The sequence below is a fragment of the Paenibacillus amylolyticus genome, from assembly GCF_051136285.1.
Classification (GTDB): Bacteria; Bacillota; Bacilli; order Paenibacillales; family Paenibacillaceae; genus Paenibacillus; species Paenibacillus amylolyticus_F.
The window spans coordinates 3980596-3994852 of the sequence record NZ_CP194938.1; the positions used below are offsets into that span (position 1 = coordinate 3980596).

The 14257-nt window shown below is 45.3% G+C and carries 13 protein-coding genes; 8 read left to right on the forward strand and 5 right to left on the reverse strand.

Annotated features, from left to right (window positions below; translation table 11 throughout):
* Positions 1 to 157: 157 nt before the first annotated feature.
* From ACR8BL_RS17505 to ACR8BL_RS17515, 3 genes are all read right to left on the reverse strand, one after another.
* Positions 158 to 673 carry a hypothetical protein gene (locus tag ACR8BL_RS17505; protein WP_434748790.1) on the reverse strand — a complete coding sequence of 172 codons (516 nt, stop codon included), beginning with the start codon at positions 671 to 673 and terminating at the stop codon, positions 158 to 160.
* A gap of 102 nt (positions 674 to 775) precedes the next feature.
* Complete coding sequence (locus ACR8BL_RS17510; protein ID WP_434748791.1) at positions 776 to 1570, reverse strand: isocitrate lyase/PEP mutase family protein; 795 nt, start codon at positions 1568 to 1570, stop codon at positions 776 to 778.
* Between the two features lie 46 nt (positions 1571 to 1616).
* Positions 1617 to 2663 carry a bifunctional transcriptional activator/DNA repair enzyme AdaA gene (locus ACR8BL_RS17515; RefSeq protein WP_434753158.1) on the reverse strand — a complete coding sequence of 349 codons (1047 nt, stop codon included), beginning with the start codon at positions 2661 to 2663 and terminating at the stop codon, positions 1617 to 1619.
* 305 nt (positions 2664 to 2968) lie between these two features.
* On the opposite strand from ACR8BL_RS17515, the gene ACR8BL_RS17520 reads away from it, so the two are divergent.
* Together ACR8BL_RS17520 and ACR8BL_RS17525 are read left to right on the forward strand one after the other, a co-directional pair.
* Entirely contained in the window at positions 2969 to 3355 is a 387-nt protein-coding gene (locus ACR8BL_RS17520; protein ID WP_434748792.1) for a LysM peptidoglycan-binding domain-containing protein, read from the forward strand.
* 208 nt (positions 3356 to 3563) lie between these two features.
* Positions 3564 to 4139 carry a hypothetical protein gene (locus ACR8BL_RS17525; protein ID WP_434748793.1) on the forward strand — a complete coding sequence of 192 codons (576 nt, stop codon included), beginning with the start codon at positions 3564 to 3566 and terminating at the stop codon, positions 4137 to 4139.
* 97 nt (positions 4140 to 4236) lie between these two features.
* Here ACR8BL_RS17525 and ACR8BL_RS17530 read toward each other — a convergent pair whose 3' ends face one another.
* The gene (locus ACR8BL_RS17530; protein WP_434748794.1) at positions 4237 to 5154 is read right to left on the reverse strand and encodes a phosphatidate cytidylyltransferase; all 918 of its coding nucleotides are present in this window, start codon (positions 5152 to 5154) and stop codon (positions 4237 to 4239) included.
* A gap of 98 nt (positions 5155 to 5252) precedes the next feature.
* On the opposite strand from ACR8BL_RS17530, the gene ACR8BL_RS17535 reads away from it, so the two are divergent.
* From ACR8BL_RS17535 to ACR8BL_RS17545, 3 genes are all read left to right on the forward strand, one after another.
* Entirely contained in the window at positions 5253 to 5801 is a 549-nt protein-coding gene (locus ACR8BL_RS17535; protein WP_434748795.1) for a hypothetical protein, read from the forward strand.
* Positions 5802 to 6010: 209 nt separating this feature from the next.
* Entirely contained in the window at positions 6011 to 6487 is a 477-nt protein-coding gene (locus ACR8BL_RS17540) for a hypothetical protein (RefSeq protein WP_434748796.1), read from the forward strand.
* A 378-nt stretch (positions 6488 to 6865) separates the two neighbouring features.
* Positions 6866 to 9667, forward strand: a complete 2802-nt coding sequence (locus ACR8BL_RS17545) for a DUF4073 domain-containing protein (protein ID WP_434748797.1) — start codon at positions 6866 to 6868, stop codon at positions 9665 to 9667.
* A gap of 521 nt (positions 9668 to 10188) precedes the next feature.
* On the opposite strand, the gene ACR8BL_RS17550 is transcribed toward ACR8BL_RS17545, so the two are convergent.
* Positions 10189 to 10758, reverse strand: coding sequence for a GbsR/MarR family transcriptional regulator (locus ACR8BL_RS17550; RefSeq protein ID WP_434748798.1), 570 nt, complete (start codon positions 10756 to 10758; stop codon positions 10189 to 10191).
* 200 nt (positions 10759 to 10958) lie between these two features.
* Here ACR8BL_RS17550 and ACR8BL_RS17555 point away from each other — a divergent pair, with 200 nt between their 5' ends.
* The 3 genes from ACR8BL_RS17555 (at position 10959) to ACR8BL_RS17565 (ending at position 14167) form a co-directional block, all read left to right on the forward strand.
* Positions 10959 to 11834 carry a carbohydrate ABC transporter permease gene (locus tag ACR8BL_RS17555; RefSeq protein ID WP_434748799.1) on the forward strand — a complete coding sequence of 292 codons (876 nt, stop codon included), beginning with the start codon at positions 10959 to 10961 and terminating at the stop codon, positions 11832 to 11834.
* Between the two features lie 101 nt (positions 11835 to 11935).
* A complete protein-coding gene (locus ACR8BL_RS17560; RefSeq protein ID WP_434753159.1) occupies positions 11936 to 12739 on the forward strand; it encodes a carbohydrate ABC transporter permease in 804 nt (267 codons plus the stop codon).
* Positions 12740 to 12790: 51 nt separating this feature from the next.
* A complete protein-coding gene (locus ACR8BL_RS17565; protein ID WP_434748800.1) occupies positions 12791 to 14167 on the forward strand; it encodes an ABC transporter substrate-binding protein in 1377 nt (458 codons plus the stop codon).
* The last annotated feature ends 90 nt before the right edge of the window (positions 14168 to 14257 follow it).

Below are 14257 nucleotides of genomic sequence, written 5' to 3' on the forward strand. Positions count from 1 at the left end.
TGCGCGAGTCAAACACCTAAGGAAAAGAGTTCAAGTGATTAGGAACGTAAATGAAGGTGTTCAGTAATATTAATTAGACGAAGGAGATAAAAAAACACGAGGGAGTATGAACTCGCCTCGTGTTTGTTGTACCTTCTCATGTTTGCTGTATCGTTATTTAAGCTTGAGCTTGCGGTTTGAAACCTTCCTCTTGAAGATATTCACCAGCTTCGCCACGTGATTCAAAAGCCATATCCAAATCCTGACCGGAATACACACACCACATGTCATTATCATATTTTAAGGTAAGTGTATGTCCCTCTTCATTGATCCATATTCCGCCGCCTGACGACAGGGTAACTGGGATAGATTCTTTTGGGAGGGGAGCTTTTTCAGCTACTTCAACTGCATCCGGATTGTAAGACATCGCTTTGAGTGTTGCATCCAGCAAGGAGCGCAGATCCGCTTCCGAGTAGTCACGAATATTGACGAACCCTTTGGCATCCGTTTCGTAGTCTGGCAACAGCCCGGCATAGATATAACCATTACCGTTCGGGTGAATGTGAAGTGCCACGATCTTTTTCTCATAGGCGCTGTCTTCGTAGTGGAAATTTACACGCCCCAGAGAAACATTTTTGCGCTGCAGCTGGGGATAGGATTCAAGAATTTCGAGCTTTTGTTCAACGTTAAGCATATGTGCCTCCTGTTACTAGTTAGGTAGTGGGATTATACCACAGGTGAAGGCCGAGAACATCCTCTGTTCATGAGGGAAGCGTGGTACGAACACACCTCTTTATTATGATCCATATGATCCTGTCAAAATACGTTGCCCTAACGCTTTCAGGTGTTCCATGATTTGCAGATAAGGATAAGGGCCATAGCTGATTCGTGCTACCCCTAGTGCAGCCAGCTGGTTGGGTGAAGGCTCCGGGGAGGTTACCATCACGTTGACGGGAATTGGGGACTGATCACACAGTTGTTGAATCCACTCCGGATGCTGTAAACCTGGAACGAACAAACCGCTAGCCCCTGCTTCTGCGTACGCCTTCGATCTTGTAATAGCTTCATTTACCAACGCTTCTTGATGCTGCTCAGGAACTTGTTGCAGAAATAAATCCGTACGCGCATTGATAAAAAGCCGAATGCCTGCCTGCTCTGCAGCCTCGCGTGCTGCGGATAACCTCAAACACTGTTCTGCAGAACTATACAAACCTTCACCATTCGGAAGCTGATCCTCGATATTAATACCTACCGCTCCACACTCAATAATTTGCAATACATTTCGCTTCACTTCTGACACAGACCTGCCATACCCTCCCTCTATATCAATGGTTACTGGCAAATCTACACTCTTTGTAATGCGTGCAAGGTTAGCAAGCACCAGATGGAAGGGCAGAGCTTCTCCGTCCTGCTCACCGTGGGCTGCGGCAACAGAAAAGCTTCCGGTAGCGATAGCTGCCGCTCCTGTAGATTGAATAGTCTGTGCACTTCCAGCATCCCACGCATTCACCAGTACGAGTGGTTTTCCTTTGATGTGATATTGATGAAATTGCTCAGCTTTTTCCCTTAACGTGTGGTTGTTGACGTTCATCTCGAATCATTCCTTTATCAGATAAATGTAATGCTGATCCTCACGATCATGACCTCTGTTTCTCATGTTGGAGCAGCCAGTTTTTACGTGTCAGTCCTCCTCCATAACCACCCAGTTCCCCGCTCGCGTTAATTACACGGTGACATGGAATAACAATAGCAAGCTGATTAGCACCATTCGCCTGTGCTACTGCACGGCATGCTGTCGGTTTTCCAACGGCGTTAGCGATCTCTTGATAGGATCTTGTTTCTCCGGCTGGAATAGCTAATAACGCTTCCCAGACTTGTTTTTGAAATGGTGTTCCTAAACAGAACAACGCTGTGTCGAACGCCGTCCTTTTGCCGTCGAAATATTCATTTAACTCCCGCTCTATGGACTGAATAGGTGCTGTTGTGCCAGGCACAATTGCAGATTTGGTACGCTTTCGCAGACGTTCTACCTCACGTTCCAGTCCTCTGCGATCAATGAATTCGAGTAAATATAAAGCTTGCTCATCCGCCACAGCCATCATAGGGCCAAGACGGGTGTCGATCCAGGCCGCCTTCAGTATCCGTTCTTCATCTACATGTGTTGGCGCAGCTCCCATAATCCGTGAAAAAGCATCCCGAAATCCACTGCTCGACTCATATCCCGTGGAGAGCTGGCTATCGATGACGGTACGTCCGGAGCGAATATTCTTTAGGGCTAGTCCCATGCGCCGGGCGCGTGCATATTCGACAAAGGTCATGCCGAATCTTTTTTTAAACTGACGACGGGCTGTGGATTCATCAATGGACAGTGCTTTGAAATCCTGTTCCTTCCATCGTTTCTCCGGCTCTTTCTCTACAGCCTCAACCAGCATGCGAACCACATCCGAAACCTGATTGGGATGAGATAAAGGCCTACAACGCTGGCACGGACGAAATGACGCAAGCAGGGCTTGCTGAGCAGTCTCATAAAACTCGCAGTTTTCGAACTTTGGTTTCCGTGCAGGGCAAGTAGGGCGACAAAATACACCCGTTGTTTTGACCCCGACATAAAATAAACCTTCATATTCTGAATCTTTGGCTACTAGTGCCTGGTAATACTGTTCTTTCAGATCTGCAGAGATCATAAACCGCACGTCCTTACTTCCTTGGAATCACAATCTTTCCCTTATTATAGGGCAGGAACAAACATCTCATCGCCGAAAATCAGGCATCTATTCAATTCTTGTTGTTTATCTTAGATCAGGAATTGTTCAGAATTTGTTTAGAATGGGGTGATAATATAGACCTATATTTTAATTTAATGTCTAGTAGTATGTTCCTACTGCAGATTTAGCAAGATAGATATTTTTTGTTGTTAAATGCAATTATATAAGCGGGCTAAGTGAAGATTAGCGAAAAAGGGAAGTTGAAAATCGGAGGTCAAATGAAGATGAGATATTCCACGTACAAAAGCATTCATAAACCTGAACAGGCCATGTTGGGAAAGCCAGATTATTCGTTTGAAAAGTACACTTCTATGTTATTTATGCGAGATCAAGTCACACGTCGAGCGATGATCAAGCTGCTCATTACCATTAGTGTGTTCATTGCTGGTTGTAGTGTAGTGTTCAAGGCTTCGGCGGGTGATCAGCCAGTGTTGCTGAATCAGCAGGTCGTTGTATCCTCAGGAGACACGTTATGGAGTATATCGCTTGCGAACAAACCAGAACAGATGGATACTCGGATTTATGTTGAAGCGCTCAAAAATACGAACCAATTGGCACACGGAACCATTCAATCAGGTCAGGTACTGGAGTTACCGAGATTTGAGCATTAATCATAAGAAGTAACGCTTCTGATTCCCATCTTCTTTAATGCAAACTCATACGCTCATCACTACGAAAGAACAGTTACAGTTTGAATTTTAATGTCATTTACATATTATGGAGCTTCATGAGGGACGATATGGTGTAGTGATGAATAGGGTTCACGTTCTAATCTGTGTATGAGAAGGATGCAAAAAGAATATAGGGAGTCGATGAAGTATGAATCGTATCGTCAGAAAATCGGCACTGTATACAGCGGTGCTGTGTATGGCCATTGTCGTTAGCGCCTGTGGCGCCAAAAATAATAAAGAGTCTGTTCAGGAACATGCATATCCGCAGTCCAAGCAGCCAATTGAGGATGCTGGACAGGATTCTATACCTAATGCGGAAGCTAAAAACAATAATGATCAGAGCAATGCACAAGCTGAAGAAGACAAGGTGCAAATGCAATCTACTGCCTCGGCATCTTCAGAGGAGATCGATATTGTTATTGATCAGACGAAAAAACCGATGGAGGGCAACAGCTTTGATTTTACCATCAAGCAAGTGCCCAAGGGGTATAGCCTAACAGAAATGCGTTGGACATCAAATACGGTAACGATTGTGAACTCCTTGGAAGAAGCGATCGAGCACGGTGCGAACGGTGAGGATGGCTTTTATTTTAGCGGCAATGGACAATTTTCCGGATTTATCTATTCGGACGAGATGAAGGGCGAGCGCGGGAAAGCCACATTTGTATTCACCAATGATAAGGGGAACATGCTGATGTCTGAGAAAGAGATCCGATTGAAATAACTGCAGGCATGCTCAGGAGACAGAGACGAATTATTTTGTGAGGATAAAGATAAATTAAAACAGAGAAAGCAGCCTTGAGGGCTGCTTTTTTGACGTTCTACATGAATTCAAAGAAATACCGAACGACGTGGAACATGACCGGTGAGGTATAAGTGAGACTGTCGACTCGGCTGAGATAACTTTTTTTGAGCGCGTCCGACTTGCTGTCATCTCCGATCAACAGATCACGCTTCAGCACGGATACGGTGAGGCTGCCGAAGAATCCGGCGAGGCCGATCAGCGCCCCGATGAACAGGGAAAACTGCCAATCAAATGGTGTCAGGTAGGGATGGATGAAATAGGAGACTGCCGTTGTAATTAGGAATGCACACACAAACCCTTCCCATGTGATAAAAGGATTTGCTGTAGGCACCACTCTTCGTTTGCCCAAATACAGAGATACGAGATAGTGCACCACATCATTAAGTTGTGTTAGCACAACGAGGAAAAGTACAAGTTTTGATCCGTACTCGGGTGAGGCAAACGGGAAATAAGCGAGATGACTTAATCCAAACACCATGAGCATGAGTCCCCACTGTGTGGAGCTGACACTGCGTAGAAACCCGATCGTTCCCTTGTTGATCAGACGTGGCATGGGCAAGACGAGAAATACATAGAGCGGAATAAAGATGATAAACATGCCATACCATCCAATGTAAATCCAGTAAAATTGCACGGGAATCGCGAGATATGCCCATAGAAACAGTCGGCGGTCAGCTTTACGTGTGTTGCGGATCATGGAGAAATACTCTTTCAGTGAAAAAAACGCAAGCACCATGAGTGAAATCAGTGAGACGATCGGGTTAAACAGGGTAGCGAGGCAAAAGATGACCAGCATGCCCCACCAAGTTTTGATTTTAGTTCCGATGCCCGAATAATCCTTGTCCGGCTGCAATTTAGTGATCACTTTGTACACAATATGAATAATAAGTAAGGCTGCAAAGATCAAGGTTAATGTGAATAGGGAGCTGCTCATGTACGAAGATCACCTGCTTAGTCAATGTGAGATTCCATTATAGGGTACCTATGTTATTATGAAGGAATAGTGCCAACTTGATAAGGGGAAATATGAGGATGACCGATGAACGTTCGATTTATATTTTGCTGACGAATACAGGGACGTTGTTTACGAAAGTGATTCAGAGCTACACCAAAGCGCCGTATAATCATGCCTCGATCTCGTTCGACCGGGAATTAACGGAATTGTACAGCTTTGGTCGCAAACATCCGAGCAACCCGCTGAATGGCGGGTTTGTGAAGGAAGATATCCAGACAGGAACGTACAGTAAGTATCCAAACACGACTTGTGTCATCTACGAGCTTCAAGTCACGGAGCGTGAAGTGGAAAAAATGAAACGTGTGCTGCACATTTTCATTCGCAGCCGCCAGAAATATATGTATAATCTGTTGGGCCTCCTTGGTATCACTCTGAAGGAACCGGTGGAGTTCAGCAACTCTTATTTTTGCTCGCAGTTTGTAGCCGAAATGTTGCAACGCTCGGGTATTAAGCTGTGGAACAAGCTGCCTGCGCTTGTAACCCCGGATGATTTTCGCCAAAGTGAGCAGTTGAAGCTGATTTATGAGGGGAAATTGAGTAACTATAAGCCAAAGGCTGAGCATTAACAAGGGATTTGCATGAAGTAGGACTTTTTAATAAATAATGATGAATTTTGACGAAAATATGAAGAGATCCATTCTATGTTGAATTATAGAGTGGATCTCTTTCCGTTTATTCTCACTTTTTGTTTAGATTCTGTTTATTACTGTGTTCTAAACTAGGTCCAAAGATACAGGCATAAGGATCAAACATGAAATGAGAGGAGAGCGAAGCCTTGTTCAGAAAGATAGTAAGTTTTTTGTTGGTGGCGGTGATGTTGCTTCAGATTGTAAGTCCCGGAGGTGTGGTGAGTGCTCGATCTTACCCATTTGAAATTTTAAAGATGGAGAGACAAGGGTATGATGATTCAAACCCGGGCGAAAAAATAGCTAATGTTGGTAATTTGCTTGAAGAAGGAGAGTTGTTGGAGCTACCTGAAGGTTACGAAGCATTAAGCGAAGATCAAAAGAATGAGATTGCCAGAGGTATGATTATGCTGATTCCACTAGATGTGCAATACGACAGTGACAATCAGGCTGTATATGCATTTAATCTGATTTATAATCTCAGCGTATTACCAAAACAAACTGAGTTAGGCTCAAAAAAGATAAAATGGATCAGGTGTATAACTCCATGGCAAAATGGTCGCCCTATTTCCCGAGTGTCGATAAATCGGAGTGGAAACAAGCCGGGTATCGTTATATGCAACTGACCGGAGCGGATATAACATTGTTCGTAGGTGACGTCTTGTCCTTTGATAACAGATTTCAAGGCACTTCATTTACTACGTACTTTAATAGTCGGCTCGGATTTATGGTCACGAAAATCACAGAATATAAAGAATTGAATAAGGCTACCGACGTTTCTAGCATGAATGGTGTGATGACAACACTTTTTGGCACGTATAAGGATATCCCAAATTATGTTGATTCTGGCTGACTTCCTACTAACTTTGTGTTGTCTTGTAATGCAAAGGTGGCGTTCAGTAACTCCTGCTGCTTGCTTCAATGTTCAGTGTTTGTTAAGACCCAAGGAATAAAATGAAGATATCAAAAGCGAATTAATCGCGTTATATTCTGAGGGGGTAGTTATGAGTAAGCAAGTTCGTAAATCAGTTAGCGTGTTACTTGTGTTTGTTCTGGTAATGCAGATTTTTGCTGTAACTTCAGTACATGCAGACGGATTGGATGTAGGAGATGGAAAAATCACTGTACAAGCCGGAGCGAATAAAATTAAGTTAAGTTGGACGGAAGCTCTCATCGAGTCAAATGCTAACTATTATGGCGGTGATATTCTTTATGATATTTACGTATCCAATCAACCCAATATTGATACATTATCAAACATTCAAAAAAACGGAAGATACGTTGATAGAACTACTGATACTTTTTTTGTCGTCAACAATTTAGAACCAGACACCAAATATTATTTTAACATCATCGTGTGGGTTGATATGAGTTATTATGAGGCTGCTTATTCAATGAAGGAAGTGGGCACTCTCTCTGCGCCAGCGCCAGCCCCATCAGTAACCGCAGATGATGAAGCGAATGTCATGATTGGCGCGGATACGACAATGGAATATAGCGAGAACCAAGGTGTTGACTGGAAGGAGTACAGTACAGCATCGCCACCAAGCTTTGATGGTGATGTATCTGTATGGGTACGCGTAAAGGCCAGTAGCAGTAACCCCGCCAGTTTGTACAAGGAATTGGTTTTCACTAAAAATAAGGAAAGCAATCCGCTGGAAGAGTTGAACTTGGCTAAGAGCCAACAAAATCTGAAGGATATACTCAAATTAATCAAGCAGCCGGAGTGGCTGGAACTTCCAGAGGGATTCGGGGACCTTCAGCCGGAAGAACAGGAAGCTGTTGCTCAGGTTGTCATGACATTGATACCTTCGGACTACTATAATTATAAATCCAAGGGCGAAGTGCAATATGCGCTGAGAGTGGGATATGAAGGGCTTATGGCGATGCTACAAACAGACCTGGTAGTATCTCAACAGCATTTGAGCAGCTTCTATAGTCTTCTTAGTGAACCATACAAGTATATCTCATATCCAGATACTGATAACTTACAATTCGTGGGTGAGAAATATTCCAAGCTTTCCAGTGTAGACAAGCAATTATTCTCATATATTGTTCAGCGTTTATCTAAAGACGAGAACGTTTCACTGAATGATTCTTATATCGGTCTGATCATGTTGCTTTTACAGTATCCCCCAATCAATGATCCTGCTACCCCGGGTGAGATGCTGGTGGCACTGAAAAGCCTCTACGGATATCAACAATCTATAGAGGCCAATACGCCTCATGAGAAGTTTCCTCTGGATTTCAGCAAGCTGGCTACGATCACGGACAATGCAACAAAGCTGGAACAACTTGCGCAATGGATGCTTGATAAGAAGCCAACGGGTGGATATACAAGCTATGCAGATATTCAGAAAGCATTTAACAATTACTTCATTCCAGTAATTAACCCGACTACCCCTAGCGCTCCTACAGGAAGTGGTAGTAGCGGTGGAAGTGGGTCACCAACGCCTGCACCAACGACGAAGCAAGAGCAGATCGTCGTGGATGTTAACGGTGTTAACGGTACGAATCTGACCAAAACGCCGATTACACGCACAACGGAAACAAACGGTATCGTTAAAGATTTGGTTAAAATGACAGATGCCATTGCGAAGCAATCGGTTGAAAAAGCAAAACAGCTGGGCACCGATACGGCACGGATCGTTATTCCCGATACGAAGGATGCCGTGTCCGAGACACGGGTCGAAGTTCCGAAAACTGCTGTTAAAGAACTGAGTGACGGCTCACTCAAGTTGGAGATTTCAACGCAAAATGCAGTCATTTCTGTACCAACGAAATCTATCGCCGGATTCGATCAGGATATGTACTTCCGCATCGTTCCTCTCAAGAAGGATTCGGAGCGTAAGGAAGTCGAAGAACGCGCGAAGAAAGAGCAAGTGATTCAGAAGGCTGCACTGAACAGTAATGTACGTGTACTGGCTCGTCCAGTGGAGATCGAAACCAATATGCAGAGCCGTGAAGTAACACTGACTCTGCCGCTGGGGAACAGTCTGCCAACCGAAGCCACGGCTCGTCAGCAAGCGCTGAATAACCTCGCTGTATACATTGAACATAGTGACGGTACGAAAGAACTGGTACGAGGTAAACTGGTGAAGCTGACCGATGGCAGTGAAGGGATTGAATTCACCGTAACCAAGTTCAGTACGTTTACACTGGTATCTGTAGACGGGCTGAACGCTGCTCAGCAAGCAAACCATCCGTACATTCAAGGCTTCGGCACGGACTTCCGTCCAGATGCGTTCGTGACACGTGCGCAGATGGCAGCGATGCTTGCCCGTAACTTGTCAGGTGGTGCAGCAACAGCACCTGCAACAGATGCAGGCTTTGCTGACGTAGCAGCCACGCACTGGGCAGCGAACGAGATTGGGCAGGCGAAGGCTACTGGTATGATGAATGGCCTGAACAGCACAGTGTTTGCACCGGAAGGTTCGATCACCCGTGCGCAGATGGCAACCATTGCGTATCGCTGGATGCAAAAGCAAGAAGCCAATGCAGCGGGAACGACGTCGGCAGCATCTGTAAGTAGCACGAATGCAACAGCAGCAGAATCCTTTAATGATGTACCTGCTGATCTGTGGGCAGCGGACGCAATTGCATACGTGCAATCTGCGGGGCTGATGACAGGTTATCAGGATGGCACGTTCAAGCCGGAAGGCAAGCTGACTCGCGCCGAAGCGGTTAAAGTGCTGAACGTATTGTTCAAGCGTACACCGCTGACAGGAGCTGGAGCGCCATTCTTCAGTGATGTGCCAGCAACACACTGGGCATATGCCGATATTGAAGCGGCGGCTCAGAAGTAACTGAACGATATAACTAACGGATAAGCAAGCAAACAAGCATCAAAGGGCCGGGAATGTAATTCCTGGTCTTTTGGTTGTCTTGTGTGTGAATTTAAATAAAATGTAATGCAGAGCCGCAATTTTTTGATCAAATACTCTCTTTAATTGTTTTTGAAAGAGGTGATACGATGTCACGTGGAAATCCTCCATTATCAGATGAAGAAGTCCGTGAGATTAAACAAAATGGTGCTGTAGAATATATTTATAAGAACCGATCACCATACAGATAAATAATGGGAAGGCTTCATTAGAGGAGATAAAATTTAGATCCGTTCTTTTTCCCGTAGGTGATAAATGGAACGGTGCAAGTTACATTCAAACAACCGATTCAACCTATTTATATTTTGAATCCAGACCAAGTCTTTCTTTTATAATCAGACATATGTAGATTTGCCTATAAAGAGCTGTCCCCAAACCATTCGTTGGCTAGGAACAGCTCTTTTTCTGTATTCTCATTTTATATCATACCTGACAAGTCTATCTTACTCCTCCGATATAGATGTACCTTCTTCATACAGCTTGCCATCTCGAAGTCGATTCACGAACCCCTGAAGCCAGACATAATATTGCTCTGCATGCTGGAGCTTGTGCAAATCTCGCAATGCCTCTTCCCGTTCTTGCGCAGTCGTGCGTTCCGATAAGATCATGATTGTCAGGTCAGGGATAACCTCGCGGATGCCTTCCAGCATCACATCCACTTCCCGTTGCAGTTTTAATCCGAAGAAATTTTGAAACGTGCGAAAGAAGTCTGTCTCCGCCACATATTGATCCTGCCGCTCCTTCTTCTCATCCAGCTTGTAGATCATCTGGGACTCGGTTAACGAACGAACTGCATAGCTCATGTTACTTTTGCTCATATTCATGGAGGTCTTCATCTCTTCCAGGGTCATTGGACGATCCTCAAAATACATCACGCCATATAGCTTACCAAACGTATGATTCACCCCATACAGATCCATCGTATTGGCAATCGCCTCGATAACTCTCTCCCTCAGCGCAGACCGATCGGGTAACGAAGAATGATTCGGGTTCCCGGCAATTTCTTTTCCCACAATGTCACCTCGGCAATAGGATAAACGTTTCCTCGAACATATTCATATTTTACATGACTCCATCGAATTTTAACACAACCCGGAAATAGATTTTTCAAATCGAGTGTACAATCATTTTTGTACGGAAGATTAAATGAGCCAGAATATATCTATAAATTGCCAATTGTTAAAGGAAATTTGGACAATAAGGAGTGGAAGAATTGCGCTTGAAATTATGGAGGGAGTCCGAAGCGGTTCTATTCACGCTGCCAGCTCTAATTCCGCTGTTGATTTTCTGGCTGGGGCCTCTGGGATATATCGTATATCTCAGTTTTACGGACTGGGACTTCATGAGCCCGGACAAGCTGTTCGTCGGGTTGGACAACTATACCTACCTGCTAACGAACTCTGAATTCTATCGATCTCTGAAAGTAACGCTATTATTTGGGCTCGGAAGCGTGATCCCTACTATTGTGGGAGGACTTGCACTAGCGATGCTGATGAATAGCAAAATGAAATCATCCGGTATTTTTCGCACATTACTGTTCTCGCCATGGGTCACACCAACGGTTGCGGTATCCATCGCGTGGTCGTGGATTTTCGAGCCGCAAGTGGGACTGGCTAATCTGATGCTTGGATGGGCGGGAATATCGCCGATTGGATGGCTCCGTGACATGGACTGGGCACTTGTTGCTGTTTTGATTGTCACCCTGTGGAAGTCCATTGGTTGGGCAATGGTGTTCTATCTGGTAGCTCTACGGAATCTGCCGTCGGATCTGCTTGAAGCAGCTTCCATTGATGGGGCGGGAGCTTGGGACAAGTTCAGAAGTATTACCTTACCGCTGATCTCGCCAACGACTTTTTTCCTCTCGATCATTCTGACGATTCAATCCTTACAAGCCTATGACCAGATTAACGTCATGACTCAAGGTGGACCTGCTGGATCAACTCGAACCTTGCTGTATATGTATTATCAATCTGCCTTTGAATCGTTCAATGTGGGCGAAGCTTCATCGATTGCTGTAGTCATTATTCTGATTTGCGTGTTGTTATCGGGAGTGTCCTTCCTGCTTGGCAGACGCTTGGTGCACTACTAATGACAATGACGATGCCGAAAAGCAAAACGAGCCAAATGAAGCCCAGGGAGATGCAAAAGTTGTCCCGTAAAAAAGTAAAAATCAGTGCGATCCTTCGCTATATGGTGCTTGCTATTATCGCACTAGGCACTGCTTTCCCGTTCTATTGGATGGTAATCAGCGGATTCAAAACAAATGATGAAATCTGGCAGTTCCCGCCGACCTTCTGGCCGGAGACATTTCTGTGGCAGAACTACGTGGATGCCTGGAACGCAGCGCCGTTTGCAAGGTACATGCTGAACAGTACCGGGGTCGCCATAGCGATCTGTCTGTTCCAGATTGTGAACTCCAGCATGATGGCATACGCCCTGACACATATGAAATTCCGCCTTAAGGGTACGTTAACCGGCATCATTCTGGTGGGTTACATGATTCCCAGTACGGCAGTGTATCTGCCTGGTTATCTGGTGTTAAGCGAGCTTAACCTGCTCGATTCCTATACAGGCCTGATCGTATCCAACTGTGTCAGCGTATTTTCGATTTTCCTGATCCGTCAGGCCTTTATGCAGGTATCCCATGAACTGGTGGAAGCCGGAGAGCTGGACGGAGCATCACACTTCCGCATTCTCTGGACGATTATCGCGCCGCTCGTTCGCTCCAGCTTCGCCGTGATGGTGCTGATTACATTCATCGAACAGTACAACAACTATTTCTGGCCGATGCTCATCACCAAGGATCCGGACCTGCAGCTGGTATCAGCCGGATTGCGAAGTTTCTTCGTGGAAGGCGGAGCCTATGGGCTGGCTTGGCCGCAGATTATGGCTGCAAGTGCATTTACCATCGCACCTTTACTTATTCTTTTCGTGTTTACCCAGAAAACGATCATGCAGAGCGTGAACATGACGGCTGGCGTCAACAAGAATTGATATGCTTCACATTTCACCTATACAAGTCACCTAAAAACGGGAGGAACAACAATGAATTGGAGCAAGTCAGGCATGACTTTGAAGAAGAAAATGAAGCTGAGCTGGAAAGGCGGCATGTCGCTGGTACTCGCGGCAAGCTTTGCATTAATAACGGCTTGCGGAACACAAGCCCCTGCAGAATCGAGTTCTACGGCTGCTGCGAGTAGCGGCACAGATACACAAGCTAAAACACCTGTGGAGATTGAGTTCTGGTATGGTCTAGGCGGTAATCTGGGCGACAATATGAAAAAGAAAATTGATGCCTTCAACGCTTCGCAGAACGAAGTTGTTGTGAAAGGCATTGTACAAGCGGATTACACGGAGACTGAACAGAAGCTTCAAGCGGCCATTGCTTCCAAGAAAGTACCTGCTGCCGTTCTGAGTGCCAATATTGACTGGGCGCGCAAAGGCTATTATGCACCCATGGACGAGATGATCGCGGCTGACCCAAACTTCAAGAAAGATGATTTCATTCAAACGTTCCTGGAACAAGGAAATGTAGATGGCAAGCAGTTCTTTTTACCGATGTATGGCACGACTCAAATTATGTACTATCGTATGGATACGTTCAAAGAGAACGGAATTGACCCGGCAAGCCTAACTACATGGGAGAAGTTTGCTGAGGCTGCTGCGAAGATGACCAAGAAGGAAAATGGCAAAACCACCTTCTACGGCTGGGAGCCAATGTGGGGCAGAGACAACATGATCGATGCGGTTATGGGCAAAGGTGGCAAGATTCTGAGTGATGACGGTAAAACCGTGATGATCGACTCTCCTGAATGGATCGAGACATGGGAGCTGTTCCGTAAATGGATCAACGAAGACAAAATCATGGGTATCCAATACGGGGGTCAAGGCTGGGAGTATTGGTACAAAACGATTGACGATGTGATGAAAAATAAAGCGGCTGGATACACCGGTTCAAGTGGTGACCAAGGCGATCTCGATTTTAAAATCGTAGCGGCCATGCAGCAACCAGGCTGGGAAGGCATTGGCGAAGGTAAACCGGTAGCGAGTGCAATCCTTGCAGGTATTCCGGCAGCGGCTAGTCCAGAGCAGCAAAAAGCAGCATACAAATGGCTGACGTATTTCTCTAAAACCGAAAACACCGCTTCATGGTCGATGAACACAGGTTACATTGCTGTACGCCAATCTGCACAGCAAGATCCGGAATTCAAGAAATTCAGCGAAGAGCATCCACAGATTACCGTGCCATTGCAACAGGCTGCACATGCTTCAGCTCCATTCCGTGATCCAACAGGCGGCAAAATTAACGATGCCTTGAAGGAAGCGGCAGATAAAGTGCAGATTAACAACATACCTGCAGAGCAGGCGTTGAAGGAAGCCAAAGAGAAAGCACAAAAAGAACTGGATCGTATTGCAAAATAATTCATTGTATTACATGAAATTATCATCTCCTCTCATGTATAAGCGTTAGTGCCTAAGCAAAAAGGGCGGTACATCACGTACCGTCCTTTC

Excerpts from the sequence above, each read along its gene's own strand:
- ACR8BL_RS17505 (WP_434748790.1), bottom strand. The coding sequence starts at position 673 with ATGCTTAACGTTGAACAAAAGCTCGAAATTCTTGAATCCTATCCCCAG.
- ACR8BL_RS17510 (WP_434748791.1), bottom strand. The coding sequence starts at position 1,570 with ATGAACGTCAACAACCACACGTTAAGGGAAAAAGCTGAGCAATTTCAT.
- ACR8BL_RS17515 (WP_434753158.1), bottom strand. The coding sequence starts at position 2,663 with ATGATCTCTGCAGATCTGAAAGAACAGTATTACCAGGCACTAGTAGCC.
- ACR8BL_RS17520 (WP_434748792.1), top strand. The coding sequence starts at position 2,969 with ATGAGATATTCCACGTACAAAAGCATTCATAAACCTGAACAGGCCATG.
- ACR8BL_RS17525 (WP_434748793.1), top strand. The coding sequence starts at position 3,564 with ATGAATCGTATCGTCAGAAAATCGGCACTGTATACAGCGGTGCTGTGT.
- ACR8BL_RS17530 (WP_434748794.1), bottom strand. The coding sequence starts at position 5,154 with ATGAGCAGCTCCCTATTCACATTAACCTTGATCTTTGCAGCCTTACTT.
- ACR8BL_RS17535 (WP_434748795.1), top strand. The coding sequence starts at position 5,253 with ATGACCGATGAACGTTCGATTTATATTTTGCTGACGAATACAGGGACG.
- ACR8BL_RS17545 (WP_434748797.1), top strand. The coding sequence starts at position 6,866 with ATGAGTAAGCAAGTTCGTAAATCAGTTAGCGTGTTACTTGTGTTTGTT.
- ACR8BL_RS17560 (WP_434753159.1), top strand. The coding sequence starts at position 11,936 with ATGGTGCTTGCTATTATCGCACTAGGCACTGCTTTCCCGTTCTATTGG.
- ACR8BL_RS17565 (WP_434748800.1), top strand. The coding sequence starts at position 12,791 with ATGAATTGGAGCAAGTCAGGCATGACTTTGAAGAAGAAAATGAAGCTG.